The 26,532-nt window shown below is 40.4% G+C and carries 26 protein-coding genes; 18 read left to right on the forward strand and 8 right to left on the reverse strand.

Translation table 11 applies throughout. The annotated features are described in order from the left end of the window. Positions 1-22 precede the first annotated feature (22 nt). Together QYG89_RS03980 and QYG89_RS03985 are read right to left on the reverse strand one after the other, a co-directional pair. Entirely contained in the window at positions 23-484 is a 462-nt protein-coding gene (locus QYG89_RS03980) for a YkyB family protein (protein ID WP_404314804.1), read from the reverse strand. An 87-nt stretch (positions 485-571) separates the two neighbouring features. Next, complete coding sequence (locus QYG89_RS03985; RefSeq protein WP_404314806.1) at positions 572-1,447, reverse strand: metallophosphoesterase; 876 nt, start codon at positions 1,445-1,447, stop codon at positions 572-574. A gap of 231 nt (positions 1,448-1,678) precedes the next feature. Here QYG89_RS03985 and QYG89_RS03990 point away from each other — a divergent pair, with 231 nt between their 5' ends. Beyond that, a complete protein-coding gene (locus QYG89_RS03990) occupies positions 1,679-1,912 on the forward strand; it encodes a hypothetical protein (RefSeq protein WP_404314808.1) in 234 nt (77 codons plus the stop codon). 57 nt (positions 1,913-1,969) lie between these two features. Here the strand turns inward: QYG89_RS03990 and QYG89_RS03995 are convergent, their stop codons facing one another. Further along, positions 1,970-2,212 (reverse strand): glutaredoxin family protein, encoded by a 243-nt coding sequence (locus QYG89_RS03995; protein WP_404314810.1) that lies wholly within the window; start codon positions 2,210-2,212, stop codon positions 1,970-1,972. A gap of 171 nt (positions 2,213-2,383) precedes the next feature. On the opposite strand from QYG89_RS03995, the gene QYG89_RS04000 reads away from it, so the two are divergent. The 9 genes from QYG89_RS04000 to QYG89_RS04040 all read left to right on the forward strand — a co-directional run bounded on the left by QYG89_RS04000 (position 2,384) and on the right by QYG89_RS04040 (position 10,875). Next, the gene (locus tag QYG89_RS04000; RefSeq protein WP_404314812.1) at positions 2,384-2,635 is read left to right on the forward strand and encodes a YkuJ family protein; all 252 of its coding nucleotides are present in this window, start codon (positions 2,384-2,386) and stop codon (positions 2,633-2,635) included. A 170-nt stretch (positions 2,636-2,805) separates the two neighbouring features. Further along, positions 2,806-3,246, forward strand: coding sequence for a cyclic-di-AMP-binding protein CbpB (gene cbpB, locus QYG89_RS04005; protein ID WP_404314814.1), 441 nt, complete (start codon positions 2,806-2,808; stop codon positions 3,244-3,246). A gap of 128 nt (positions 3,247-3,374) precedes the next feature. Further along, positions 3,375-4,865 (forward strand): MDR family MFS transporter, encoded by a 1,491-nt coding sequence (locus tag QYG89_RS04010; protein WP_404314816.1) that lies wholly within the window; start codon positions 3,375-3,377, stop codon positions 4,863-4,865. Positions 4,866-4,891: 26 nt separating this feature from the next. Further along, positions 4,892-5,761: a LysR family transcriptional regulator gene (locus tag QYG89_RS04015; protein WP_404314818.1), complete on the forward strand. Its 870-nt coding sequence runs from the start codon at positions 4,892-4,894 to the stop codon at positions 5,759-5,761. A 600-nt stretch (positions 5,762-6,361) separates the two neighbouring features. Then, positions 6,362-6,904 (forward strand): peroxiredoxin, encoded by a 543-nt coding sequence (locus QYG89_RS04020; protein ID WP_404314820.1) that lies wholly within the window; start codon positions 6,362-6,364, stop codon positions 6,902-6,904. 112 nt (positions 6,905-7,016) lie between these two features. After that, positions 7,017-7,475: a TlpA family protein disulfide reductase gene (locus QYG89_RS04025; RefSeq protein ID WP_404314822.1), complete on the forward strand. Its 459-nt coding sequence runs from the start codon at positions 7,017-7,019 to the stop codon at positions 7,473-7,475. 285 nt (positions 7,476-7,760) lie between these two features. Further along, positions 7,761-9,092, forward strand: coding sequence for a cytochrome ubiquinol oxidase subunit I (locus tag QYG89_RS04030; RefSeq protein ID WP_404314824.1), 1,332 nt, complete (start codon positions 7,761-7,763; stop codon positions 9,090-9,092). A gap of 24 nt (positions 9,093-9,116) precedes the next feature. Continuing rightward, positions 9,117-10,136 (forward strand): cytochrome d ubiquinol oxidase subunit II, encoded by a 1,020-nt coding sequence (locus QYG89_RS04035; RefSeq protein WP_404314826.1) that lies wholly within the window; start codon positions 9,117-9,119, stop codon positions 10,134-10,136. 76 nt (positions 10,137-10,212) lie between these two features. Next, positions 10,213-10,875 carry a potassium channel family protein gene (locus QYG89_RS04040; protein WP_404314828.1) on the forward strand — a complete coding sequence of 221 codons (663 nt, stop codon included), beginning with the start codon at positions 10,213-10,215 and terminating at the stop codon, positions 10,873-10,875. A gap of 69 nt (positions 10,876-10,944) precedes the next feature. On the opposite strand, the gene rnjA is transcribed toward QYG89_RS04040, so the two are convergent. Together rnjA and QYG89_RS04050 are read right to left on the reverse strand one after the other, a co-directional pair. Continuing rightward, the gene (rnjA, locus tag QYG89_RS04045; RefSeq protein WP_404314830.1) at positions 10,945-12,612 is read right to left on the reverse strand and encodes a ribonuclease J1; all 1,668 of its coding nucleotides are present in this window, start codon (positions 12,610-12,612) and stop codon (positions 10,945-10,947) included. 3 nt (positions 12,613-12,615) lie between these two features. Further along, complete coding sequence (locus QYG89_RS04050) at positions 12,616-12,825, reverse strand: DNA-dependent RNA polymerase subunit epsilon (RefSeq protein WP_404314832.1); 210 nt, start codon at positions 12,823-12,825, stop codon at positions 12,616-12,618. A gap of 687 nt (positions 12,826-13,512) precedes the next feature. On the opposite strand from QYG89_RS04050, the gene QYG89_RS04055 reads away from it, so the two are divergent. Then, positions 13,513-14,283, forward strand: coding sequence for a Cof-type HAD-IIB family hydrolase (locus tag QYG89_RS04055; protein ID WP_404314834.1), 771 nt, complete (start codon positions 13,513-13,515; stop codon positions 14,281-14,283). 194 nt (positions 14,284-14,477) lie between these two features. Here QYG89_RS04055 and def read toward each other — a convergent pair whose 3' ends face one another. Then, complete coding sequence (def, locus tag QYG89_RS04060; RefSeq protein ID WP_404314836.1) at positions 14,478-15,032, reverse strand: peptide deformylase; 555 nt, start codon at positions 15,030-15,032, stop codon at positions 14,478-14,480. Positions 15,033-15,640: 608 nt separating this feature from the next. Between def and pdhA the strand changes: the two genes are divergently transcribed. From pdhA to QYG89_RS04085, 5 genes are all read left to right on the forward strand, one after another. Continuing rightward, positions 15,641-16,753 carry a pyruvate dehydrogenase (acetyl-transferring) E1 component subunit alpha gene (gene pdhA, locus QYG89_RS04065; RefSeq protein WP_404314838.1) on the forward strand — a complete coding sequence of 371 codons (1,113 nt, stop codon included), beginning with the start codon at positions 15,641-15,643 and terminating at the stop codon, positions 16,751-16,753. Positions 16,754-16,756: 3 nt separating this feature from the next. Continuing rightward, positions 16,757-17,734: an alpha-ketoacid dehydrogenase subunit beta gene (locus QYG89_RS04070; protein WP_404314840.1), complete on the forward strand. Its 978-nt coding sequence runs from the start codon at positions 16,757-16,759 to the stop codon at positions 17,732-17,734. Between the two features lie 92 nt (positions 17,735-17,826). After that, a complete protein-coding gene (locus tag QYG89_RS04075; RefSeq protein ID WP_404314842.1) occupies positions 17,827-19,149 on the forward strand; it encodes a dihydrolipoamide acetyltransferase family protein in 1,323 nt (440 codons plus the stop codon). 4 nt (positions 19,150-19,153) lie between these two features. Further along, complete coding sequence (lpdA, locus tag QYG89_RS04080; RefSeq protein WP_404314844.1) at positions 19,154-20,563, forward strand: dihydrolipoyl dehydrogenase; 1,410 nt, start codon at positions 19,154-19,156, stop codon at positions 20,561-20,563. A gap of 643 nt (positions 20,564-21,206) precedes the next feature. Continuing rightward, a complete protein-coding gene (locus QYG89_RS04085; protein WP_404314846.1) occupies positions 21,207-23,135 on the forward strand; it encodes an RCC1 domain-containing protein in 1,929 nt (642 codons plus the stop codon). A gap of 142 nt (positions 23,136-23,277) precedes the next feature. Here the strand turns inward: QYG89_RS04085 and QYG89_RS04090 are convergent, their stop codons facing one another. Beyond that, positions 23,278-24,747: an aminotransferase class I/II-fold pyridoxal phosphate-dependent enzyme gene (locus QYG89_RS04090; RefSeq protein ID WP_404314848.1), complete on the reverse strand. Its 1,470-nt coding sequence runs from the start codon at positions 24,745-24,747 to the stop codon at positions 23,278-23,280. Positions 24,748-24,917: 170 nt separating this feature from the next. Here QYG89_RS04090 and QYG89_RS04095 point away from each other — a divergent pair, with 170 nt between their 5' ends. Beyond that, positions 24,918-25,190 (forward strand): UPF0223 family protein, encoded by a 273-nt coding sequence (locus QYG89_RS04095; RefSeq protein WP_404314850.1) that lies wholly within the window; start codon positions 24,918-24,920, stop codon positions 25,188-25,190. 81 nt (positions 25,191-25,271) lie between these two features. Here the strand turns inward: QYG89_RS04095 and QYG89_RS04100 are convergent, their stop codons facing one another. After that, complete coding sequence (locus QYG89_RS04100) at positions 25,272-25,904, reverse strand: YktB family protein (protein ID WP_404314852.1); 633 nt, start codon at positions 25,902-25,904, stop codon at positions 25,272-25,274. 319 nt (positions 25,905-26,223) lie between these two features. Between QYG89_RS04100 and QYG89_RS04105 the strand changes: the two genes are divergently transcribed. After that, the gene (locus tag QYG89_RS04105) at positions 26,224-26,415 is read left to right on the forward strand and encodes a hypothetical protein (RefSeq protein WP_404314854.1); all 192 of its coding nucleotides are present in this window, start codon (positions 26,224-26,226) and stop codon (positions 26,413-26,415) included. The last annotated feature ends 117 nt before the right edge of the window (positions 26,416-26,532 follow it).

Genomic DNA, 26,532 nt, shown 5'->3' on the forward strand with positions numbered 1-26,532 from the left:
TATCAAACAGTTTTAGACTGATTTAATATGATTGGCCGAGGGGTTTAAAAACAGGTTTATTATATGGCCTTTTACGATGGGCGGTTCGTTCATTTTTTTCTATAAAACCTGTATATAACTGCAGGATTTTTTTCGCTTCCGTCAAGTTCATATATGTCTTTGGATTTCGCCGCTTTTCATCTAAACTGCCGAAATGGGGAAGTGTAGAAAAATCTTCTTTGCAAGGTGGAATGTGAAATGTATAATCACCGCATACAACGAGAACATCTGATTGCTGCTGGCTATTTTTAGGATTACTTGAAAAATGAAGGCCGACTTTTTTCGCACGTCCTTCATTAATCATTTTTAAAAGGGCTTTCTTCTTCAATAAATATAAGTATTTAGGATTGGTCGCTGTTTTAGCATGACGATTAACGGTAAAAATTGCTTTAGCGAGGTTCGGAATAGATGGAGAATGATCAGGAGATTCTTTAAGAGTACTCAATGTAAAGACTCCTTTCAGACTAATTTTAACTTATTATAACCTTTTTTCAGTGGAATGAAAAGCATTCCAATTATTATAATGGCATATTTATCGTAAAGATTTCAATGTAAATACAGTAATTTCAGGAACAGACAAGAAGCGAAAAGGAAGCCTCGTTGTACCAAGCCCGCGATTAACGTAAAGAGTTAATGGTGTCTTCCCCTTTATTTCATACCGTCCTTCTTTATAAATTTCTGCGTAAGGAGGAGTGTAGAGTGCACCGTACCATGGCAGTTGAATTTGTCCGCCGTGGGAGTGTCCGCTCAACTGCAAATGTATACCGGCATCTGCCGCTTCTCCAGCTAAATCAGGTGCATGGGAAAGTAAGATAAGATATCTTCCGTCTTTTACATTTCTTTTTGTCTGGCTGAAGCTCGGCTGTCCAAGAGAGGCATCGTCTATACCTAGTAAATAAATGCTTTCGTTTAAATGATTGAGCTCGAAAGAATGGTTTCTTAACAGGTGAAATCCGCCTGCTTCCATGATCAGCTCGTAAAGATTTGTGCCATAGCCCCCGTGATCATGATTGCCATAAACAGCGAACTTGCCAAAAGGCGCTTTTAATTTCTGTAAAACCGATATGGTTAAATTTGTCTCTGATGGTCCGTAATGATCAGGCCTATCCAGCAGATCGCCAGTGAAAAAAATGAAGTCTGGACGGAGTGAATTAATCTTTTCAACATGTTTGTTTAACTGTTCAAGTGTGTATTGAAAACCTAAGTGAGTATCACTGAACTGAACGATTCGCTTGTTATGAAAAGCGTGTGGGATCAATTCATGGCTGATATCTAATTCACGTATTTGCAGACGCTTTGGCTCGATAAATCTGGAATACAAATACCCGCTGCCTGCCAGGCCGAAAAGAGAAAGGAAAAAGCGGAGGGATTGTTTTAAAAAGGAACGGCGGGAATATTTTTTCGCCATATCAAATCACTCTTTCAAAAAATAAAATAAGATATCAGGCTGCGTCCCCGACAGACTGTTTTTTCAATCAGCCCGAGGCGGTATAAAGTGGATTTTGTCTACAATTTGTCAGACATATCTTTAATAGTAACGGAAAAGCGGGTATTATTAAATGATTTTGCCTCGCCCTGCGTGCATAAAATTGAAGGCGATACGCACACTAAATTCAAAGAAAGAAGAAGGAGTGGTCAAGTGGGAGGTTATTTTTCCATTTTCATTATTGCTGTTATTGCGATTGTTATAATTTCGCTTATCTATACAATAAAAGTAGTAAAGCAGCAGTCAGTAGCAAAGGCAGGAATAGATGAACCGATTCCTAAACATATCCAGTCTAATCCATATGTAAAGAATCCAATTTTTTGGGCCTACATTATCGGTTTCGGTTTCCTTTTACTATTTATTTTTTATTTAGCTGGCAGGTGGTAGGTGACAGCAGATAAAAAGGATGGCGCAAAAGATTTTCTGCCATCCTTTTTTTGTTGATTAGTATCCATGTTTTTCTAATAGAAAAGTCAACTTATCAAGGTCAAATCCCGTGACGGCTTCATTGTGAACGATTACGACAGGAGTAGATGAAGCATGCCATACATTTTTCCAGTCATTTCTTGCTGATTCATCTGTTAAGATGTTTTTTTCCTCGTAATTAATTCCACGGTCATTAAAAAATAATTTTACAATCTGGCATGGGGGGCAATCGGGCTGGGTATATAAAATAATGGACTTCATTCAGTTTCTCCTTTGTTTTTCTTGAATATAATAATAAAAATAAAATGGTTGGATATGAAATCGATGTGTGGTATATTTCTTTTGCCTATTTATTTTATAACAAACAGATACGGGACAGTCAAAAATCAAAATAAATATTGGATAGCAATATGAAAGGGGCCGATTAGTTTTATGTCACAATTAATAGGTATTATCCAACGATTAAAATCATTACAAGAAGGCGGGGAAACAGGAGAAGTCCAACAGCGCTTGTTTGAAGTGAACGGCAAGACTTTATGTCAGGTGAAGTTTTTCCCGGGAAAAGATACATTTGAGTTAGAGGTATACGATAAAGATGGAAAGGCCAGCAAGTACCCTTTTGATGATATTGATATGACAGCCATTGAAATTTTCGAGCTTCTACAGGAAGAGAAGCAAAAGTAATACATTCTTTCGGCCCTGCTTAAAAGGAAAAGCGGGGTTTTTGGACGATCATGGAAATATTAGAGAAAAGTTTGCTATAATTAAAGAAGCACCTTAGACAAATGGGGAGTGCGGGAAGTCGTATTCATAAAAAGAAAGCGCTTAGAAAAGTGTAAAGGGGTAGTAGTCAGATGATTTCTTTTGAGAGTAAAGACGTACTTCAGACGAACATAATGGATTATGTTATTCCTGCTGAGAAAGTCGCCCACGTACAGCCTGGAAATAATTTAGAGCACGCTTTGTTAGTTCTAACGAAAAGCGGTTATACAGCTATTCCTGTTTTGGATGCTAAATACAGGCTTCAAGGATTAATTAGCTCGCCAAGAATCACGGAGGCAATTCTCGGACTGGAAAGGATCGAGTTTGAAAAACTGGAACACATGAAAGTGGAAGAAGTCATGGCGACTGATAAGCCGTGGCTTACTGTTCATGACCACTTTCGAAAAGCGCTTGGGCTATTAATCAATCATCCTTTTTTATGTGTGACGGATGAAGAGGGAGTGTTTCAGGGGATACTAACGAGAAGAGTCATTCTTAAGCATCTGAATTATCATGTGGATCAGCTTAAGTAAATCACAACTTTAATTCTGGCCGGATTCCCTTTTATGAAGAGAGTGAATTGAAAAGGCGAAAGCTTTTTTGATCACTCTTAAAGGGACCGGTTTTTTTTGTTTGTAGTCTGTAAGGAGGGCAGAATAAAATGGACAAGGCATTTAGTAAAAACAGAAAATTAACGAAGCGTCCGTTCGTATTGGCAGCCGTCATACTCGCCATGTTTATGGGAGCGATTGAAGCGACGATTGTTTCTACTGCTATGCCGGCAATCGTAGCTGATTTGGGAGGTTTTACTCTTTACAGCTGGGTATTCTCTTCTTATTTGTTAATGAATGCAGCTACTGTCCTGATTTATGGGAAGCTCTCCGATATTTTTGGACGTAAGCCTGTATTAATCATCGGCATTTTGATTTTTCTAGTTGGTTCTTTTCTCTGCGGTTTGGCTAATTCAATGGAACAGCTTATTTTCTTTCGCTTGCTTCAAGGCTTAGGGGCAGGGGCTGTGATGCCAATTGCCACTACGATTGTTGGAGATATTTATACGAAAGAAGAACGGGCTAAAGTGCAGGGATACCTATCCAGTGTTTGGGGAATTTCAGCGGTGACAGGTCCAGCGCTTGGCGGCCTTCTAGTGGAATACGTGAGCTGGCGTTTTGTTTTTTGGATTAATCTCCCTTTAGGTGTGCTTGCTATCAGCGGGTTATTTATGTTTTTACACGAAAATATTGAAAAGAAAAAGCCCGAAATTGATTATGCCGGCACGTTTGTATTTTTACTTTCTATTTCAAGCCTGATGTTTTTATTAGTAGAGGGCGGTTTTCGCTTTCCGTGGTTATCTGGACAAAGTGTGGGTTTACTTGCTGTTTCTGCAGCTGCCTTTATCGTGTTTATCCGGATCGAAAGGCGGGCTGTTTCTCCGATGATGCCGTTTAATCTTTGGCGGGTGCGCTCGATCTTAATTGCCAATATTGTTTCTTTCACGACTGGTGTCATGTTAATTGGCATCTCCAGCTTCCTTCCTACTTATGTACAAGGAGTCATGGGACAAAGTGCTACGGTAGCTGGATTTACATTAACGGCGATGTCGATCGGCTGGCCGATTGCTTCTACGCTTTCAGGGAAAATGCTGTTATCGATCGGTTATCGAAAAACAACCATTATCGGCGGTTTGTCGCTTATTTTTGGCAGTTTGCTGTTTGTTTTTATGAATGCTGAAAGTGGTCCATGGTGGGCAGCAGCGTCCTCTTTCTTTGTAGGAGTTGGCATGGGGCTTACATCGACAGCTTTTATTGTTTCTATTCAAAATTCAGTGGAATGGGACCAGCGCGGTGCGGCCACAGCAGCGAACATGTTTATGAGGAATTTAGGAAATACTGTGGGTGCAGCGCTGCTCGGGGGTGTTTTGAATAGCCGTCTGCAGTCATTCTTGAACAACCAGCCTGATGAAAGCATGCGTTCTTTATCGATTGATTCTATCAATCAGCTGCTCGGGAAAAAAAGCGAGGTACTTTCCGCCAGTGTGTTCCGTGTTCTGCAGGAAGGATTATCTTATTCACTGCATGCTATTTATGTCGTTGTGTTCATTTTTGCCGTATTTTCATTTCTCTTTTTATTGTTGTTAAAGAAAGGTGAGTGAGCCACTTACGGTTTGGGGGGAGTAAAGTGTTGTTTTCGGAGTTCCGAGTATTGAAGATTCTAGCAGAAGAGATGAATATGAGAAAAGCAGCGCAGCGATTGTTTGTTTCGCAGCCTGCTTTGTCCCAGCGTTTGCAAACAATAGAGAAAAATTGGGGAACCAAAATATTTAACCGTTCTACGAAAGGTTTGTCTTTAACGCCTTCCGGAGAAATTATCATTCAATTTGCTGGCGAGGTAGTAGAAAAAAGAGAAAAGGTGCTCGAGAGTATTCAAGCACTTGAATCGGAGGTACACGGTACGCTTAAAATTGCTTGTGCTTCCATTGTAGGCCAAAATTGGCTGCCTCAAGTATTAAAGCGATTTGTTAAAAAGTATCCCCATGCTAAAATTTCATTAATGACCGGCTGGAGCAGTGAAATTTCAAAAGCTCTTTATGAAGGAGAAGTACATATCGGTATTATTCGCGGGACCCCGGAATGGAAAGGGAGAAAGATTCACCTTTTCGAGGATCATTTGTATTTAGTAGACAAGGAGATCCAGCATGTGGAGGAAGTCCTAACGACGGATAAACCGTTTATTCAATTTAAAAGTGATTCCAATTATTATCAAGAGATACAAGAATGGTGGCACCGCCAGTTTCAAATGGCACCTAAGCAATCTATTATTGTTGATCAGATAGAAACATGCAAACAGATGGCTTTCAATGGCATAGGCTATGCTATTTTGCCGGCAATCACACTTGATGAAGCAGAAGAGGATGTATATAAACTGCTTTTGCTGGATGAGGACCAGCGACCTCTCAGCCGGGACACGTGGCTGCTTGGATACGAGTCTGCATTTGAGCTCAAGCAAGTTCAGGCATTTATTGAAGTAGTAGAAGAGTTTAAGGATTAGGCTATGTGAATGATTAATGTTGTTTTACTCTTTTGTTGATACGAGGAAGACACAAGACTCCTGTGCAAAAGACGTGTCCACGTAAGACCCCGCAGCAGCGATGGGGGTTCCGGACGTAATCAACAGAGAAGCTTAACAAAGCCAAGTGTGAAAAAAAGTATGAAGGAACAGCCGCTTTCTCGGCAGTTCATATAATTTGCTCGTTGAAGAAGGTTATTATTTTGTCAGAAGGCAAGATCATGTTACACTGGATATAAAGTGAAATTCTTAGCGATAAAGGGGGAGCTTTTTCCTCCGTTGATAGAATAGGAAGCGCTTAAAAAGGATGAGTAGGAAGAAACAGTAAAAAGCATTTTTTTATCTTTAGGCTATGTGAATGACTATTGTTGATTGGAGCGAAAGTCAACAGGGGAGTTGGATAAAGCCTATCTTTAATTAAGTAATTGTTTATATTAATTTCTTTTTTAAAATTATTATAAATAATTGTTGACGTGAATTTCTGTATCAATTATAATGAAATTGTGATAAGGAAAGTAATTGAGAAAATAACTCTTACTTTCTCATTTATAATCAATATTTATTTTTGGAGGGATTTTAGTAATGGCAGAACGCATGGTAGGTAAACAAGCTCCTCGTTTTGAAATGGACGCAGTATTGGCTAACAAAGAGTTTGGAAAAGTAAGTCTTGAAGAAAACATGAAAAACGGCAAATGGACAGTATTGTTCTTCTACCCAATGGACTTTACTTTCGTGTGCCCGACAGAAATTACATCTTTATCTGATCGCTATGATGAGTTTGAAGATTTAGATGCAGAAGTGATTGGTGTTTCTACTGACACAATTCATACTCACTTAGCTTGGATCAATACAGATCGTAAAGACAATGGTCTTGGCGAGCTTAAATATCCATTGGCTGCTGATACAAACCATACTGTTTCCCGTGAATACGGTGTACTAATTGAAGAAGAAGGAATCGCACTTCGTGGATTGTTTATCATTAATCCAGAAGGTGAACTTCAATATCAAGTAGTAAATCATAACAACATTGGCCGTGACGTAGAGGAAACTCTTCGCGTGCTTCAAGCACTTCAAACAGGTGGACTTTGCCCTGCTAACTGGAAGCCAGGACAAAAAACTCTATAAGAGTTTTTATAGAGAAATAAATGAGCATAACAAACAGAAGGCCTAACGAATAAGTTAGGCCTTTGAAAGTATAGGAAAATTGGATCTTAAGTATTAGAAGGAGGTTAATTCAATGAAATTAAGAGAACCGATGCCAGAATTAAATGGTGCAACAGCCTGGTTGAATGGAGAAGTGACAAAAGACGAATTGGTCGGCGAAAAGCCAACACTTATTCATTTCTGGTCTATTAGCTGTCACTTATGTAAAGAAGCAATGCCGCAAGTAAATAACTTCCGGGATGAATATAAAGACAAATTAAATGTCGTAGCCGTTCATATGCCTCGTTCTGAAGATGATTTGAATATGGAACAAATCGAGGCAACAGCGAAAGAACATGGGATTTCTCAGCCAATTTTTGTAGACAGTGAGCATAAATTGACTGAAGCATTTGAAAACCAATATGTGCCTGCTTATTATGTTTTCGATAAAGACGGTAACCTTCGTCACTTCCAAGCAGGCGGCAGCGGCATGAAAATGCTTGAAAAACGCGTAAATCGCGTGTTAGGAGAAACGGAGAAAAGCGAAGCATAAAAGAAGTCATTTCAAAGTATAGACCGCGCCTATTTTATATATCTTTAGGCCGGTTGGAAACATTTTGCTTTTAACGAACGAAGCCTGACGAGGGACGGAGTGAAGAAAGCGGGCGTTTCAACAGCCTGAAAGCCAGCTAATAAGCTGGTTTTTTTTTTGTGTGTCAGATTGTGAAAAATGTCACAAAATATTCGATAAGGTTTAATTCTTTTATATATTAACCACTTACAATGGAGATAATAGGGAATATAAAAATGAGATAATGTAAGAGAAGGGGGTTTCTTTATGGAATTGGATAGTGTTATGCTCAGCCGAATGTTGACTTCAATGACATTGATATTTCACATTATTTTTGCCACAATCGGTGTCGGTATTCCAGTAATGATTTCTATTGCTGAATTTATCGGGATTAGAAGAAGTGATCCCTATTACTTGCTGCTGGCACGCCGTTGGGCACGCGGTTTTACAATCACAGTAGCTGTTGGGGTTGTGACAGGTACGGCCATTGGCTTACAGTTATCTTTGCTTTGGCCTAGTTTCATGGAGGTAGCCGGACAGGTCATCGCTTTACCGTTGTTCATGGAAACATTCGCCTTCTTTTTTGAAGCTATTTTCCTCGGTATTTACTTATACACATGGGATCGATTTAAAAATCAGATGACTCATTGGCTTTTAACCATCCCAGTTATGATCGGTTCTTCTGCTTCCGCGTTGTTTATTACGACGGTTAACGCATTTATGAATACCCCGCAAGGCTTTGATTTGGAAAATGGCAAAGCGGTGAACATTGATCCGATAGCAGCGATGTTCAATCCAGCTACCCCGTCCAAAGTGTTTCATGTGATTACTACCTCTTATATGACTGCAGCAGCCATATTGGCAGCCATCGCCGCTTTTGCGATTATTAAAGGAAAGCGCGGCGCGTATGAAAAAAAGGCCCTGCGCTTAACGGTGATTTGCACATTTATTTTTTCAATTTTAACAGCAGTGGCGGGTGATGTATCCGCCAAGTTTTTAGCGGCGGAACAGCCAGAAAAGTTGGCAGCTGCGGAGTGGCATTTTGAAACAGAAAAAAATGCTGACTTAATTTTGTTTGGAACGATTGATGAAAATCATGAAATAAAAAATGAAATCCGTCTCCCGGGCTTTTTAAGTTTTTTAGCGGGAAGTTCATTTGATACAGTAGTTACCGGGCTATATGATATACCTAAAGACGAACGTCCGCCGCTGTGGATTCATTATATGTTTGATCTCATGGTTACCATTGGCTTCTTTATCCTTGGAGTGTCGGGTGTTTATATTTTAATGGACAAAGTAAAACGGTTTAATGAGTTAAATAAGCCGCTGCTATGGATGATTACGGCTTCCGGACCACTTGCTATGTTAGCGATTGAATTCGGCTGGATTTATGCGGAAGTAGGGCGTCAGCCGTGGATATTGAGAGGGTACATGAAAGTGTCTGAAGCTGCTACAACTAGCGATGGGGTTGGATTAACCTTTATTCTATTTGCCCTCCTTTATTTAGTACTAGGCATTCTGTGTGCTGTCGTTTTGATTCGTATGTTTAAAAATGCACCGGCCGAAGCTGAACTGGAACAACGTTTTCCAAACCGTTAATAAAGTGGAGGAGGATGAGAAAAAATGAATTTAGAACTTCTCGGTATTACTGTTCTATGGACGTTTTTATACGGTTATTTAATTGTTGCATCCATCGACTTCGGTGCTGGCTTTTTTGCCTATTACGGAAAAATAACAAAAAAGGATCACTTGATCAATGATCTCATTTCGAGATACTTGTCACCGGTTTGGGAAGTAACGAATGTCTTTTTCGTCTTTTTTTTCGTTGGGATCGTAGGTTTTTTTCCGAGCACGGCTTACTATTTTGGAACAGCTCTTCTCATTCCAGGAAGTGTAGCTGTTATCTTGCTCGCTATTCGTGGATCGTTTTATGCGTTTAATAATTATGGCTCACGAAATAATACCGCCTATTTGTTTTTATACGGAGCGACAGGCTTGTTAATTCCTGCTTCACTTTCTACAGCTTTAACAATTTCTGAAGGCGGGTTTTTAAAGACAGAAGGGGACAAAGTTATTTTTTTGGCGAAGGAGTTATTTACGAGTCCATATTCATGGAGTGTAGTAGCTTTATCCATTGTTTCGGTTTTGTTTATTAGTTCCGCATTTTTAACTTACTATGCTGATCGTGCAAATGATAGGGGAGCGAGGGCAATTTTACGTAAATTTGCTTTGTTATGGAGTCCGCCGACGATTGCGGCGAGTCTTCTTGTATTCGTTTCGCTTCGGGAGCATAATCCTATTCATTTTGACAAAGCAGTAGGTGAGTATTGGTGGATGTTTGCTCTGTCTCTTCTTTGTTTTATGATTGCATCGTATTTAATTTATATAAAGAAAAAATTCGGCACCGCTTTTATTTTAGTGATGCTGCAATTTTTCTTCGCTTTCTTTGGCTATGGAGCGTCTCACCTGCCGTACATTTTGTATCCGCATATCATTCTTCATGAAAGTGTGACGAATGAAACGATGGCGACTGCGCTCGTTATCGCTTTTGTGTTGGGGCTGTTTTTGTTGATACCGTCACTCTATTTGCTGATGAAGCTTTTCTTATTTGATGCGGATTACGTGAAAGGAAAAAAGAGATAAATGAATCATACAGAGGATTGTTTCTATGGTAGAATGAGGGAGTAGTTAACTTCATTGAAATAGTGGAGGAATTCATGTGAAAAAAGAATTCGTAGTAATAGGCTTAGGCCGTTTTGGCGGCAGTATTTGCCGGGCGCTTTCTGAGCAGGGAGTAGAAGTAATGGCGATTGATGTAGATGAAGATCGTGTCAATGAGTTTGCTGCTATTGCTTCACATGCTGTTGTAGCCGACACAACCGATGAATCGGTCTTAAAAAGTCTCGGCATCCGGAACTTTGATCATGTGATTGTAGCGATTGGTGACGATATTCAATCAAGTATTTTAACGACGCTGATGTTGAAAGAAATTGGCGTAAAGCAAGTGACGGCCAAAGCGCAAAATGATTATCATGAAAAAGTACTCAGAAAAATTGGTGCCGATCATGTTGTACATCCAGAACGGGATATGGGCCGAAGAATTGCTCATAATATGCTATCCAACAATGTTCTTGATTATCTCGAGCTATCCGATGAACATTCCATTATGGAGATTGTAGCGAACAGTGTGCTGGCAGGGCATACTTTAATGGACTTAGATATTCGTGCAAGATACGGGATTAATATTGTAGCGATTAAAAGAGGAAAGGAAATTATCGTTTCTCCACAGGCAGATGAAAAGATTTTGAAGGAAGATATCCTAATTGTTATTGGGGCAGATTCAGATATTAACCGTTTTGAGCAAAAAGCAATGAATGGTTAAAGGAGAGCGGCATAAGAGCTGTCCTTGTTAGAAAAAATGATGCAGTCGACGACTGCATCATTTTTTGTTTTATACTTCCATAATAATTGGGAGAATCATCGGACGGCGCTTCGTTTTCTCGTAAAGGAAAGGAGAGAGCGTGTCGATAATTTCGTTTTTGATTTCGGACCATTGAGTGGTTTTCTTACTAAGTACACGATGGATATGTTTATTCAGCATACTCTGTGCTTCGTAAATTAAGTCACCTGATTCACGCATATAAACAAATCCGCGTGAAATAATGTCAGGACCAGCTTCCACTTTATATGTTTCCATATTAATGCTGACGACAACGATCACGAGACCTTCTTCGGAAAGAATACGGCGGTCACGGAGTACGATGTTTCCGATATCACCGATGCCGCTTCCGTCAATATAAACAGATCCTGAAGGAACCTTGCCAGCAAGCTGCGCAGAGTTTTTGCTGAGAGCAAGAACTTCTCCATTATCCATAATAAAACAGTGGTCTTCAGGTACACCGCAGTCGACAGCAAGCTGCGCATGCATTTTTTGCATACGATATTCACCATGAATTGGCATGAAAAATTTAGGCTTGATTAGGCGCAGCATTAACTTTTGCTCTTCTTGGCTGCCGTGTCCTGACGTATGAATGTTGCTTAACGATCCGTGGATCACGTCAGCTCCAGCGCGGAAAAGGGCGTTAATGGTGCGGTTGACACTGATTGTATTGCCTGGAATTGGAGAAGAAGAAAAAACAACTGTATCGCCAGGCTGAATTTGAATTTGCCTATGGGTACCATTGGAAATTCTCGATAGAGCAGCCATAGGCTCACCTTGGCTACCTGTACAAAGGATCGTTACTTGATCAGCTGGCAGTCGATTTAACTGCTGTGTATCAACAAATGTATCCTTTGGACAGCGGATATAACCTAAATCTTGACCGATGTTAATCGCTGCTTCCATGCTTCGTCCAAATACAGCTACTTTTCGGCCGTTTTCCACAGCGGCTTCTACGACTTGCTGCAACCGGTGGATGTTAGAAGCGAAAGTAGCGAAAATGATTCGGCCTTCTACTTTTCTAAAAATGTCTTGAATGCTTTCACCGACCTGGCGTTCAGACATTGTAAAGTTTGGTACTTCACTGTTCGTACTATCGGATAATAGACAAAGAACTCCTTCTTTTCCGATTTCGGCCATTTTTGTTAAATTGGCTGGTTCACCAACTGGCGTAAAATCAAACTTAAAATCTCCCGTATGCACAATGCTTCCAGGCGGTGTTTTCACGACAATGCCGTAGGAGTCTGGAATACTATGAGTTGTCCGGAAAAAAGTGACCGATGTTTTTCTAAATTTAATGACATCGTCTTCATTGATTTCATGCATTCTTGTTTGACGGAGTAATCCATGTTCTTCCAGTTTGTTTTTGATGAGGCCGAGGGCTAACTTCCCGCCGTAAATAGGAACGTTCACTTGGCGAAGCAAGTAAGGAATGCCGCCGATATGATCCTCGTGACCATGAGTAACGAATAGACCTTTAATTTTATCGGCGTTTTTTTCTAAATAAGTATAATCTGGAATAACATAGTCAATGCCGAGCAATTCATCTTCAGGAAATTTAATTCCAGCATCAATTAAAATGATTTCGTCCTGAAATTGTACTGCGTAAGTATTTTTCCCGATTTCACCCAAACCGCCAAGGGCAAAAACAGCTGTTTGATCGTTTTTTACCGCTTTCATATATTATAGCTGCTCCAATCGGTAGTTTGGTGATTGTTGTTCATAAGCTAAATAAGCACCTTCAATTCCTTGGATGTATTCGATGTTATAAGGGCGGTTTTTTAATAAATTTCGTACTTCCCGTTCAGAAGCGGCCTCTGCATAAAGGGCTTTCGTATTTTCCCGTATAGCCACTTCAGAATTGTTTTCTTGATAATACACTTTAAAGATCATGTGTTTCTCTCCTTGTCCGATTAATATATTAAAACTGCAATCCTGGAAAATTCTAGGTAAACAGTTCATCTCATTATGTTAATTATGCTCTCTTTATATCTGCCTTCAGCGCCCAGCTCCCAAGGTCACAAGCTGACTGCCTTCGTGCCGGTCTGTCTTATACTTTTCTTATTATAAAGAATGTTTGTTTTTTTTTCATGTTTTTCACATTTTTGATGTTGCCAAATATATTTTATAAAGATATTCAAAAGATGGAAAAAATCTATTTTAGGCCCCTTTGAGTTCACTGAAAACGTGTGACAAAGCGAGCGATTGTCCCCAGCTTACATGCGAGCTTTTTGGTATATACACAAAGACAGCCCTTCATAAAGGAAGGGCTACACCATTCTTTATTATGCGATTGATTTTCTTCTGAGCATGTCTCTCCACTGTTTAGCCAGCTTCTTTTTCAGCCTTTTTAACATAGTGGGATCACTCCTTAGGATTAGTTTAACACAAGTTTATTTAAATAAAAAGAGAAATGGAATCAACCTGCATCGTGCCTGCTAATTAGTATGAGTAAATATAAGGATGATTATTTGTTTAGACGGGTGGTAATAAACGCCAGAAAGGTATGGTTTCGTTGACTTTTAGTAAAAGTTGAGATAGGTTGAACGAGGGAATAGATGGAGAGAAGGGGCTGTTTGTATGACAAAAATAGTTTTTTTTGATATAGATGGGACGTTGCTGGATCACAATAAACAGCTGCCCCCAAAGACAAAGGAAGCGGTTCGGCTGTTAAGGGATAATGGTGTTTATACAGCCATTGCCACCGGAAGAGCACCCTTTATGTTTGAAGATTTAAGAGAAGAACTAGATATTCATTCATTTGTCAGTTTTAACGGGCAATATGTAGTGTTCGAAGGCGAAGTGATTTATGTGAATCCGCTTGCTGCGGAGGCACTTGACAGATTGAAGCAATATGCCGATCAGAGCGGGCATCCGCTTGTCTATATGACTGAGAAAGTAATGAAGGCTAATTGTTCTGGTGATACATACATTGAAGAAAGTATTTCTAGTTTGAAATTCCCTTATCCTAAGGTGAGTCCCCAATTTTATAAAGAGAATGATTTATATCAAACGCTTGTTTTTTGTGAAGAAAGTGAGGAAAGTCCTTATCGGGAACAATTTCCAGAGTTCTCTTTTATTCGTTGGCACCCTTATTCACTTGATATTCTTCCAGCAGGCGGCTCCAAAGCGGAAGGTATAAAGAAAATGATGGAGCGGCTAAGATTTGAAACGGCAGAGGTGTACGCTTTCGGAGATGGATTGAATGATATTGAAATGCTGGAACTTGCAGGAACAGGAGTGGCAATGGGCAATGCGCTTCCGCCTGTTAAGGAAATCGCTGATATGGTGACAGTTGATGTGGATGAAGATGGCATTTATTTGGCTCTTAAAGAGCTGAGACTCATATAAAGGATGTGTTAATTTCCACTTTAGGTGCTTCGCTTTCCGCTACAATCAACCTAGTGGAAAATAGTGGTTTGAAGTAAGGGAGGAAGCTCTCTCATGTTCACTGAAACGATCCAAACATATTCAAATATTTAATCTAAAGAAACTGACCCCAAAAAGTCGTTTTTAATGACTTTTTGGGGTCAGTTTTTTTATATTTAACGTTCAAGTGGTGAAGACCCTTCTGGAATAGCGAAAGGATCTGTCGGATTGATGTGATCGTAAAACATGATGCCATTTAAGTGGTCGATTTCGTGCTGAATAACAATGGCGGGTACTCCTCTTAGGCGTAATTTGATTTCTTTACCTTCAAGATCCTGTGCTTTTACTGTCACTCTTGCGTATCGATGGACATAGCCGAGAACATCCCGATCCACTGATAAACAGCCTTCTCCAGATGTTAAATATGACTTCTCTACTGAATGGCTTACGATTTTAGGGTTGATTAAAGCATGACTCACCAGCGTTCCGTTTTCATCGTATACTTGAATGGCAACCATTCGCTTGGATAGTCCGATTTGTGGAGCTGCAAGCCCGACTCCTGGACGCAAACCAAACTTTTTAGCTATTTCAGGTGTTTGGCTGTTTTGAACATATTCCAGCAGGCTTTCGGCTGTTTTTTTATCTTCTTCACTTAACGGAAGAGTGACGTCAGCTGCTTTTTCCCTTAATACGGGATGGCCTTCCCGTATGATGTCTTTCATTGTAATCATGTACGTACCTTCTTTCTATAGGACGATGTCTACTAAATAGTTTATCAAAAAAAGCAAACAATGTTAACGAAAGAGGCGGGGTTTTAGTGGAAGAAAAAAGGGTAGTAAAAAAATAGGCTATATTAATGATTATTGTTTATGATGCTGCTGTGATGGAGCGGCAAGGTGAGTCAATTGAAGTATAGAAAATAAAAAAAGCAGGATCAATAGAGCAAAAACCGGGGGCAGATAAATTTCTCGGTTTTTTTCTTTTTTAAAAGGAAAGGATATACGTGTAAAAAGAAAAGAAAAAAATGAGGAAGAGAAAACTACTCTATAACAGATTCGAAAAAAATACTTTTTTATAATACAGACCGTTTTGTGGAGTAATACAGTTTTAATGGATCGAATTAAGGGAAATGGACAACTTGCCTTTAAAAAGCGGAATTTGTTTGACTTTTAGCGGTTTTTTATTATAGACTTATCATAAGAAATATGTGATTGTACTAGTTTCTATGGATTTTCTACTAGTACAGAACTAATGATAAATGAATTCATGATAATATCGGAATAGCTGATTTAATCAGAAAAATGATGCGTGATAAATAAAGAAAGGATAGGTGGCTTTCATGAGTGTTAAAAAGAAAACGCAATTTGATGCAAAGAAGACACTAGAAATGATTGAAGATCAGTTTGAAATGTTTCAGATTTTAAATGAAGAGGGAGAAGTTGTTAATCGAGATGCAATGCCTGACTTGACAGATGAGCAGCTCGAGGAATTAATGACTCGTATGGTGTATACGAGAATATTGGATCAGCGTTCGATTTCCCTAAACCGCCAAGGACGGCTGGGATTCTATGCGCCGACAGCAGGGCAGGAAGCTTCGCAGATTGCTTCGCACTTTGCTTTGGAAAAAGAAGACTGGGTGTTGCCAGGTTATCGTGATGTTCCTCAAATTGTTTGGCATGGTCTTCCTTTATATCAAGCCTTCTTATTCTCTCGTGGTCATTATCACGGAAACCAAGTGCCAGAAGGGGTAAACGTACTTGCGCCGCAAATTATTATTGGTGCGCAGTACATCCAAAATGCCGGTGTTGCACTTGGCTTGAAGAAACGCGGTAAAAAAGCGGTAGCAGTTACATATACAGGAGACGGCGGCTCCTCTCAAGGTGATTTTTATGAAGGAATTAACTTTGCAGGTGCATTTAATGCGCCGGCTATCTTCATTGTTCAAAACAATCAGTTTGCGATTTCCACACCTCGTGAAGTGCAGACAGCTGCAAAAACAATCGCCCAAAAAGGTATCGCAGCAGGGATGCCGAGCGTGCTTGTCGATGGAATGGATCCGTTAGCGGTTTACGCTGTTACTAGAGAAGCCCGCGAGCGCGCGCTGAATGGAGAAGGCCCTACTTTAATTGAAACAATGTGTTATCGCTATGGCCCTCATACAATGGCTGGAGATGATCCGACACGCTATCGTACGAACGATATGGATACGGAGTGGGAAAAGAAAGATCCGCTCGTCCGTTTCCGTAAGTATCTGGAAGATAAAGGTTTGTGGAATGAGGAGAAAGAAACAGCTGTTATTGAACGGGCAAAAGAAGAAATTAAAGAAGCGATCAAACTGGCAGATGAAACACCTAAACAAAAAGTGACGGATTTAATGGCGAATATGTATGAAGAAATGCCTGCTAACTTAAAAGAGCAATTTGAAATTTATAAAGAGAAGGAGTCGAAGTAAGCTATGGCGCAAATGACAATGATCCAAGCGATTACGGATGCTCTGCGTACAGAACTAGGGAACGATGAAAATGTATTGATCTTTGGGGAAGACGTTGGAGTAAATGGAGGGGTATTCCGAGCAACAGAAGGGCTCCAAAAAGAATTCGGTGAAGATCGCGTGTTTGATACACCGCTTGCCGAATCCGGAATTGGCGGACTTGCTGTAGGACTTGCTTTAGAAGGATTCCGCCCAGTTCCTGAAATTCAGTTTTTTGGTTTCGTGTATGAGGTAATGGATTCTATCAGCGGTCAATTAGCTCGTCTTCGTTATCGTTCAGGAGGCACGTATTCTGCTCCTGTAACGATCCGTTCACCATTTGGCGGAGGGGTATTTACCCCTGAGCTTCATGCAGACAGCTTAGAAGGACTTGTTGCTCAGCAGCCCGGTTTGAAAGTGGTTATTCCATCTTCGCCATATGATGCGAAAGGATTATTAATCTCTGCGATTCGTGACAATGATCCAGTTATTTTCCTTGAGCATATGAAATTATATCGCTCATTCCGCCAAGAAGTGCCGGAGGAGGAATATACGATTCCCCTTGGAAAAGCGGAAGTGAAGCGTGAGGGAAAGGATCTATCCATTATTACATATGGCGCAATGGTTCACGAGTCAATAAAAGCTGCCGAAGAATTGGAAAAGCAGGGACACTCTGTAGAAGTCATTGATCTCCGTACGATTCAACCGCTTGATATTGAGACGATCATTGCTTCCGTCGAAAAAACAGGACGGGCCATCGTTGTTCAAGAAGCACAAAGACAAGCTGGTATCGCGGCGAATGTTGTAGCGGAAATTAACGAGCGTGCTATTTTAAGTCTAGAGGCGCCGGTGTTGCGCGTGACTGCTCCTGATACGGTTTATCCATTCTCACAAGCTGAGCCTGTTTGGCTTCCGAACTTTAAAGATATTATCGAAACAGCGAAAAAAGTGCTCGATTTTTAATAACAGGTATAGTGTATAGCGGAAGATTCTAAATCTGTTTGTATGCTTTTGTCAGCTCTAAAGGATGAATTTACATGAGGAGGATGAAGACTGTGGCATTTGAGTTTAAATTACCCGATATTGGTGAAGGTATTCACGAAGGGGAAATCGTGAAATGGTTTGTGAAGCCAGGTGACAAAATCGAAGAAGATGCTGTCCTCTGTGAAGTGCAAAATGATAAGGCGGTAGTAGAGATCCCTTCACCTGTGGCGGGAACAGTAGAAGAAATTTTAGTTAGCGAAGGGACAGTAGCAATCGTTGGTGATGTCCTGATTAAAATTGATGCGCCTGGCTATGAAGATTTGCAGTTTAAAGGGCATGGAGATGGAGACGATAAAACAGAAGCGCAAGTACAATCGACAGCGGAAGCGGGACAGGACGTGAACAAAGCAGAAGTTCCAGCTGAAGCAGAGGTAAAGCCAGCAGAGGTTGATTCAAACCGTCGTATTGTGGCCATGCCATCTGTTCGTAAATACGCGCGTGACAACGAAGTGGATATCCGTCAAGTAGCCGGTTCGGGCAAAAATGGCCGAGTGCTTAAAGGAGACATTGATCAATTCATTGCCGGCGGCCAAAAGACAGTAGAAGCTCCAGCAGCCAAGCAGGAAGAAGTATCTGTAAAACCGGATGCGGATACAGCGAAAAGTACAGCTGCTGCTATTCCTGAAGGTGAATTCCCAGAAACACGTGAAAAAATGAGCGGTATCCGCAAAGCGATTTCTAAAGCGATGGTTCATTCTAAGCATACAGCTCCACACGTGACATTAATGGATGAAGTGGAAGTGACGAAGCTCTGGGCTCACCGCAAGAAATTTAAAGCAGTGGCTGAAGAAAAAGGTATTAAGTTAACGTTCCTTCCTTATGTTGTAAAAGCATTAACGAGTGCTTTGCGTGAATACCCAGCTTTAAATACGTCACTTGACGATGCAACAGAGGAAATTGTTCACAAGCATTATTACAACATTGGAATTGCGGCTGATACGGATAAAGGTTTACTAGTGCCAGTGGTGAAAAATGCTGATCGTAAGTCTATGTTTATGATTTCCGATGAGATTAATGAATTGGCAGGAAAAGCTCGTGAAGGAAAACTTGCTCCAGCCGAGATGAAAGGCGCTTCTTGTACAATCACTAATATCGGATCAGCGGGTGGACAATGGTTTACACCAGTCATTAACCATCCAGAAGTGGCGATTTTAGGAATTGGGCGTATTTCTGAAAAACCTATTGTAAAAAATGGTGAAATTATAGCGGCACCTGTGTTAGCATTATCATTGAGCTTTGACCATCGTATGATTGATGGAGCGACAGCTCAAAATGCGCTTAATCATATTAAGCGTTTATTGAATGACCCAGAACTTTTATTAATGGAGGCGTAATACCATGGTAGTAGGAGATTTCCCGATTGAAACTGATACGATCGTCATTGGAGCTGGTCCTGGCGGATACGTGGCAGCTATTCGTGCTGCTCAGCTTGGACAAAAAGTAACGATTGTCGAAAAAGGAGAGCTTGGCGGTGTTTGCTTGAACGTCGGCTGTATTCCTTCGAAAGCATTACTTACAGCTGCACACCGTTATGAGCAGGCTAAACATTCAGATGATATCGGAATCATAGCTGAAAACGTAACAGTTAATTTTGAAAAAGTCCAAGAGTGGAAAGCCGGTGTTGTGAAGAAGCTTACTGGCGGGGTAGAAGGACTGTTAAAAGGAAATAAAGTAGAAATCGTTCGCGGTGAAGCTTATTTTGTAGATGCAAATACGCTTCGTGTCATGAACGAAAATTCTGCTCAAACGTATAAGTTCAACCATGCAATTGTTGCGACAGGCTCTCATCCTATTGAGATTCCTAACTTCAAGTTTTCAGAGCGCGTAATTAATTCAACAGGCGCTTTGGCATTGAAAGAAGTTCCAAATAAAATGATCGTTGTCGGCGGCGGATATATCGGAGCTGAGCTTTCTACTGCTTATGCTAACCTTGGAACAGAAGTGACAATTCTTGAAGGAGCGGACGAGATTTTAAACGGCTTTGAAAAGCAAATGTCAGCTCTTGTTAAACGTAACTTAAAGAAAAAAGGCGTAAAAATCGTTACAAAAGCAATGGCTAAATCAGCTGAAGAAACTGAGAATGGCGTCATTGTTACGTATGAAGCGAATGGCCAAGAAGAAAAGGCAGAAGCGGACTACGTACTTGTTACTGTTGGCCGTAAACCAAATACAGCAGAGCTCGGTCTTGAGCAGGTTGGCGTAAAAATTACAGAACGCGGATTAATTGAAATTGATAAACAATGCCGCACAAGCGTATCTAACATTTATGCAATTGGTGACATTGTTCAAGGTCCTCCATTAGCACATAAAGCTTCTTATGAAGGTAAAATTGCTGCAGAGGCAATTGCAGGAGAACGTTCTGAGATCGATTATCTAGCGATCCCGGCTGTATGCTTTACAGAACCTGAATTAGCAACTGTCGGATACACAGAAGCAGAAGCAAAAGCAGAAGGTATTCAAATCACAGCAGCCAAATTCCCGTTTGCAGCTAACGGCCGTGCATTAGCGTTAAACAGCACGGATGGATTCGTTAAGCTTATTACACGTAAAGAAGACGGATTGGTTATTGGTGCACAAATTGCGGGATCTGGAGCATCTGACATGATCGCAGAGCTTGGACTTGCTATTGAAGCTGGTATGACAGCGGAAGATATCGCAATGACGATCCATGCACATCCAACATTAGGTGAAATTTCAATGGAAGCTGCGGAAGTAGCTCTTGGAACACCGATTCATATCGTAAAATAAACATAAAAAATAGAACTGCCTTTGGGCAGTTCTATTTTTTATGTTTATTTAGTTAAAATTCTGCTGTTGCAGCCATAAACTGTATTAAAAATAGGCAATGTTGTGCTGCTTTGTTGATTGGAGGGGAAAGTGAGTGCTCCCAACGAAACCAACAGGAAAGTGTAAGGAAGATTAAAAATAAGAAGAGATGGGCGGAAAATCGATGAAGTATTATCTCATATTCATCTTTCATATGATGATTTGGAGTTTTTATACGCTGGCTGCCTGGCTGTCTGAAGGAGACTCTAAAACGTTTCACGGACTTTTATTTATCGTCTTTTTTTATCTTTGTATGTCCGCAGCGCAGAAAATGCTCAGCTCACAGAGGAAGGGTTTGTTCATTACCGTGTCGATAATGCTCTTTTATTGGACAGGTAAGGAGGTTGTTTATCAGTTGATTCAACTGTTTTTTATTTTTTCCTGAATGTTGTTAGATGAATGAGTAAGATAAATAAGACAAAAGGGGCATAGGTGTCTCTTTTTTTATTGTTTAGTGAATATAATGTACTATAACTTAGGATTGAAAATAGGGAATAGACTGTCTTATGATAAAGGAAGAGAAATGAATATTTTCAAATAAATAGAAAAATAGGGAGATGGGTAAATGAAAAAAAGCTTGTCATTTATTGTTTTCGCTTTTTGTTTTTTAGTGATTCAAGTATGGAATTCATCCGCATCTGTACAGGCGAAGGACGACGTTATTTATTGGTCGGATGTACAACGAGCCGTTTATGAACCTTTGTATCCACATACATTAGAATGGTCTGGAAATCCATTAAAAAGCGGCGGATTTGATCTAGATGCTGTTCGCGTGACTAAAGAGGCGCAGGCAGCTGATTTTGTGATCAATAGTTATGGTCATATCGGTGCGAGAAAAATTGCTGAAATGACGAACCAGTCATTGACAGAACCGCTTTCATTGAACAGTGTGAAGTTTCCTGCTGACGGGCTGGGTTATCCGTTAACGAGTTTAACAGTGAAGCAAAACGCTGTTTATCTTATCCAATTAGAGAACGGGAAATATGCAAAAGTTAAAATTGATGCTCTATCAGCCAGTAAAGTTCAATTTTCTTTTGTTCTCGAAGAGGATGCTTCACAAGTAGAACTGCCCTATGAGGACGATGAGCCGCAAGTAGACGAGTCTTATGTAACAGATTTATACGTGGCGCAGAAATCTATTACAGTAGATCAAGGGAAAGCAGCGGAGCTTAAATTAATAGCCCAATATTCCGACTACACAAAAAAGGATATAACGAACCTAGCTGCCTGGCATTCTGCCAACCCTAAAATAGCAACGGTGTCAAAAGGAAAGATTGCAGGCGTATCGGCTGGTCAAACAATCATTACAGCCCAATATGAAGGATTAACGATAGAGATCCAAGTAAAAGTAAATGGAAAACAGCCGCCGCCAATTAAAGGCATTCCTGGAACAGCGATTGCAACGGGTGAAAACCATACGTTAGTATTAAAGAAAAATGGTACGGTTTGGACGTTTGGATGGAATCAAACCGGCCAGCTGGGGAATGGAACAACTGTTAATAGTTTTAAAGCAGTACAAGTAAAAGGATTGAACAAAGTAGTGGATATTGCGGCGGGTTATAACTATTCACTTGCTCTGCAATCAAATGGTACGGTTTGGATGTGGGGATCTCCTTTGGCTTCTGTTTATGGACCTAAGCCAATTCCATATAAGATACCTATTACGAATGTGAAAGATATTGCTTCTGGTGAAGAACATATGATTGCTTTAAAGAAGGATGGCACTGTATGGATATGGGGAAATAACAACTATGGCCAAGCAGGGAACGGTACGACGAAACCAGCCACAATTACGACACCTATACAAGTAAAAGGACTAAATAAAGTAATTGCTATTGCAGGCGGCCGTTATCACACACTTGCGTTGAAGTCAGACGGGACGGTTTGGGCATTTGGCAACAATGAACGCGGGCAAATTGGCAATGGAAAAACAGGCCAACAATTAATGAATAATGTTGTTCTTCCTTATAGGGTGAATGGCTTGACTGATGTAAAAGCGATTGCAGCAGGAACATATTATAGTCTGGCTGTGAAAAAAGACGGCACGATCTGGTCATGGGGTGACAATGATACAGGTCAGCTGGGCAGCGGTCTGCGTGAAGGAATAAAAAGTTATCCGGTTCCAGTGAAAGGAATCAATAATAAAGGGAACGTCACAAATATTCTTCAAGTGGACGGGGGAAATCGCCATAGTATCGCCATTACGAATAACGGAAATGTAGTGACGTGGGGAGAAAATACGTATGGAAAACTAGGAAATGGACGTGAAACTCCTATATATGACGTATGGTCACCAAGTCAAAATACCAATGTCCCAGTACCAGTCAGTTTGAAAAATATCGTTCAATCGGGGGCCGGGCAGAATCATACAGTCGTGCTTACATCTGCCGGTGCGGTGTACACCTGGGGTTCCAACGAATACGGTCAATTAGGTTTAAGAAATAGTGTGCAAAAACGATCAGCACCCGTGCTAGTCATGAATGCAGCTAAATGATGATGGAAATAACAGCATCCATTGTGGTGTAAATAAGCTTGTGTTGAAATGAATGAAGGCAGCCTGCTGATGTAGACAAAGTCTATGCGAAACACCTTCAGGCTGCCTCTTTGTATATAAAACGGCTCGTTCTGCTTTTTGGTTAGCTAATTGCTTTCCGCTCTTTAATAACTCGTAATGTGTTTAGATGAAAGTCTTCCGGTCCTTGAACAGGAAGACCGGCCTCAAGATTTTTACGAATATAAATTAAGTTCTCTTCTGTAATAATTTCTCCTGGAATAAAGATTGGAATGCCAGGAGGATAGACCATGATAAATTCAGCACTAATCCGTCCAGCGGATTCTTCAAATGGCACAACCTCTGTTTCTGCGTAAAAAGCATCTCTCGGTGACAATGCTAATAATGGGATGTCCGGCAGGAGTGCTTCTGCATGAACTTTTTGTTCTGCTTCTTCGAAAACATCGGCCATATGAGCAAGCGCACGGATTAAAAGGTCTGCTTCTTTCTCCGTATCACCAGGTGTAACAATACAAAGGATGTTATATAGATCGGATAGCTCTACTTCGATATTATAATTCTCTCTCAGCCAATTCTCTGCTTCATGCCCAGTCATACCTAGTTTTTTTACTGAAATAATTAATTTTGTTGGATCAAAGTCATAAGTGGCTTTTGATCCGAGTATTTCTTCCCCTGCACAATACAGATGGGGAATTTCGTTGATTTGCTTACGCATAGAGCGTGCCAAATGAATGGCTTCATCAATCAGCTGTTCCCCTTCAGTAACAAGGCGCTTCCGGGCAGCATCAAGAGAAGCGAGCAGTAAATAAGAGGTGGATGTCGTTGTCATCATGCTTAAAATAGTTTGTACACGCTTCGATGAAACGAGACCATCTTTTACATTTAAAATAGAGCTTTGAGTTAATGAACCACCAAGTTTGTGAACGCTCGTTGCGGCCATATCTGCGCCTGCCTGCATAGCAGACATCGGCAATTCATCATGAAAGTGAATATGAACGCCGTGTGCTTCGTCAACAAGAACAGGGACATTAAATGAATGAGCAATGTCAACGATTTGCTGTAAATCCCCCGAAATGCCAAAGTACGTTGGGTTGATGACGAGAAGTCCTTTTGCATCTGGGTGTTCCTGTAATGCCCGCTTAACGGAATCTGTTGTAATACCATGGGAAATTCCGAGCTCTGCATCAATTTCAGGATGAATAAAGATCGGGACAGCTCCTGAGAAAACAATCGCTGTCATAACCGATTTATGAACATTCCGGGGAACGATAATTTTTTCTCCTGGTCCGCACACAGCCATTACCATTGCCATAATAGCTCCACTCGTACCTTGTACTGAAAAAAAAGTGTGATCCGCTCCGAATGCTTCAGCGGCTAAGTCCTGGGCTTGCTTAATCATTCCATGAGGATGATGGAGATCATCCAATGGTGATATATTAATTAAATCAATAGAAAGTGCATTTTCACCAATAAAATGGCGGAACTCCGGGTCCATTCCGCTGCCTTTTTTATGGCCTGGAATATGAAATTGTACAGGGTTTTTTGCCGCATGGGCTTTTAACCCGGTAAACAATGGTGTATCGAATTGTGACAATTTACTTTTCACCTCATCTGTTATAACGTAACTATTTGTACAAGTACATTTGTATAAAAGCAAAAAGATTATAGCATGTTCATAAAGGTTTGCCTAGCAAGCTCAATAATATGCAAAAGAAGAAAATCATCTTGGGTAAAAGGCAAGCGAAGGGAAAGGGGGTGTGACGGATGAATTATTCTTATCCTTTTTCAACGCACTGGTCAACGGAAGAAGTCATTGATGTGGTTAAATTTTTTGAAGCGATCGAACGGGTATATGAGAAAGGAATTGACAGGGAAGAATTAATGGCTGCCTATCGTCGGTTTAAAGAAATCGTTCCGAGTAAATCAGAAGAAAAGCAGCTATGTAATGAGTTCGAAGAGGTGAGCGGATACTCGTCTTACCGTGCTGTACAGCAAATGAAGGCAGCTTCTGAAGGTGAAAAAGTAAAAATGAAGTAAGAACATGAAAAGCTTTAGCTTGGGGATATAAATAGAAATTGTCTACAGCTAAAAACGTCTTGGCACATATGCCAAGACGCTTTATTTTTGTTGAAATGATAATTGGTAAAGTGGAAAGAGTGTCTTGAACGTGTCTTCTGCAAGGAAAAGGAATTTTTCCCCGTCTTTCAATACGGGATCGTTTGCTTGGATATGACGGCCGATCAGAAATTCTGATTTTTTTACGTCGCGGAATCGTTGGAGTGATTTTCTCAAACCTTCTTCGCCCAGCTTTTCCATTGATTCCGCGTCCTTCTTCATATGGTCCATCGATAAGACATACTCGTTAGGGATAAGTTCTTTTAGGAGGTCCAGCTCTTCGAGAAAGTTTTTTGCGATTTCTGTTTTGTTAGGCAATTCATAAATGAAAGCAAGCCAAATGAAAACATGATCGTCAAATAATCCAATTTGAAAATGCGGGTGTTTTTTGTATCCGCGCTTATTTGCTGCGATGGCAAGCCATGTATCTTTTGGAGGATTGACCGTTCTACGGGCGTGCTTTGCGATATGTAAGAACATTTCGTTTCCTGCAAGTACAGAAAGGTCTTCTATTAATTTTTCGCCGATGATTTGAAACTTCGGGCGAACTCGTTCTTTAATCGCCTCCATTCTAGCGTCAAGTCCATCTATTTTAAATGTGTCAAAGTCAGGTGAATCGAATCCTTGGAATAACATGCTGCTAACACTCCTTATTCAAGTTTATTCAGCGTTGATTTTGGGAAATGAATAGTTACATATAAGTAGTAAAAATATTTTCTGCATGATTTTTATATAAGCGTTTAAGTGAACAAGAGAATGGAAAGCCGTCTCGATGAAAGCGAGTGACACGCATAAACTATTCTTTTACTTTCTTATTTGAAGATATTTTATCATAAAAAAATGAGTAAATAGAAATACTATGCAATAGAAGCAAATAAAACAAACAAAAGCAGGGGTTCAAAAAGGAAGTTCAATATCATTTGAGTGACAGCAAAACAAAAAGGAGTGCTTACGAATGAGACAAGTAATGAATGGAATGAACACACAGACAGAGTCAAAAGAAAAACTAGCTGTTATCCGTTTAGAGTTGGATTATGAATTGGCTGTTCTCTTTGAAGCGATGGAAGAGAGAAACAACCATCAAATAAAATTGTCAAAGGAGAAGCTGAATGTCCTTCGTGAGCAAATGATGAAAATGAAAGCATAAGAGGAGCAGTCAACAAGGGAGACGACAGATGAGTGAAAGTCAATTAATAAAAACGGGCTCGCCGTATCAAGAAAGCGGGGCCGTTTTTGTTTTGCAAAAGCAGAGAGATATACTATA

The sequence above is a fragment of the Bacillus lumedeiriae genome (assembly GCF_044891285.1).
GTDB lineage: Bacteria > Bacillota > Bacilli > Bacillales > Domibacillaceae > Pseudobacillus > Pseudobacillus lumedeiriae.

Coding starts and splice junctions, on each gene's coding strand:
- QYG89_RS03985 (WP_404314806.1), bottom strand. CDS start 1,447: ATGGCGAAAAAATATTCCCGCCGTTCCTTTTTAAAACAATCCCTCCGC.
- QYG89_RS03995 (WP_404314810.1), bottom strand. CDS start 2,212: ATGAAGTCCATTATTTTATATACCCAGCCCGATTGCCCCCCATGCCAG.
- QYG89_RS04000 (WP_404314812.1), top strand. CDS start 2,384: ATGTCACAATTAATAGGTATTATCCAACGATTAAAATCATTACAAGAA.
- cbpB (WP_404314814.1), top strand. CDS start 2,806: ATGATTTCTTTTGAGAGTAAAGACGTACTTCAGACGAACATAATGGAT.
- QYG89_RS04010 (WP_404314816.1), top strand. CDS start 3,375: ATGGACAAGGCATTTAGTAAAAACAGAAAATTAACGAAGCGTCCGTTC.
- QYG89_RS04020 (WP_404314820.1), top strand. CDS start 6,362: ATGGCAGAACGCATGGTAGGTAAACAAGCTCCTCGTTTTGAAATGGAC.
- QYG89_RS04025 (WP_404314822.1), top strand. CDS start 7,017: ATGAAATTAAGAGAACCGATGCCAGAATTAAATGGTGCAACAGCCTGG.
- QYG89_RS04030 (WP_404314824.1), top strand. CDS start 7,761: ATGGAATTGGATAGTGTTATGCTCAGCCGAATGTTGACTTCAATGACA.
- QYG89_RS04035 (WP_404314826.1), top strand. CDS start 9,117: ATGAATTTAGAACTTCTCGGTATTACTGTTCTATGGACGTTTTTATAC.
- rnjA (WP_404314830.1), bottom strand. CDS start 12,612: ATGAAAGCGGTAAAAAACGATCAAACAGCTGTTTTTGCCCTTGGCGGT.
- QYG89_RS04050 (WP_404314832.1), bottom strand. CDS start 12,825: ATGATCTTTAAAGTGTATTATCAAGAAAACAATTCTGAAGTGGCTATA.
- QYG89_RS04055 (WP_404314834.1), top strand. CDS start 13,513: ATGACAAAAATAGTTTTTTTTGATATAGATGGGACGTTGCTGGATCAC.
- def (WP_404314836.1), bottom strand. CDS start 15,032: ATGATTACAATGAAAGACATCATACGGGAAGGCCATCCCGTATTAAGG.
- pdhA (WP_404314838.1), top strand. CDS start 15,641: ATGAGTGTTAAAAAGAAAACGCAATTTGATGCAAAGAAGACACTAGAA.
- QYG89_RS04070 (WP_404314840.1), top strand. CDS start 16,757: ATGGCGCAAATGACAATGATCCAAGCGATTACGGATGCTCTGCGTACA.
- lpdA (WP_404314844.1), top strand. CDS start 19,154: ATGGTAGTAGGAGATTTCCCGATTGAAACTGATACGATCGTCATTGGA.
- QYG89_RS04085 (WP_404314846.1), top strand. CDS start 21,207: ATGAAAAAAAGCTTGTCATTTATTGTTTTCGCTTTTTGTTTTTTAGTG.
- QYG89_RS04095 (WP_404314850.1), top strand. CDS start 24,918: ATGAATTATTCTTATCCTTTTTCAACGCACTGGTCAACGGAAGAAGTC.
- QYG89_RS04100 (WP_404314852.1), bottom strand. CDS start 25,904: ATGTTATTCCAAGGATTCGATTCACCTGACTTTGACACATTTAAAATA.
- QYG89_RS04105 (WP_404314854.1), top strand. CDS start 26,224: ATGAGACAAGTAATGAATGGAATGAACACACAGACAGAGTCAAAAGAA.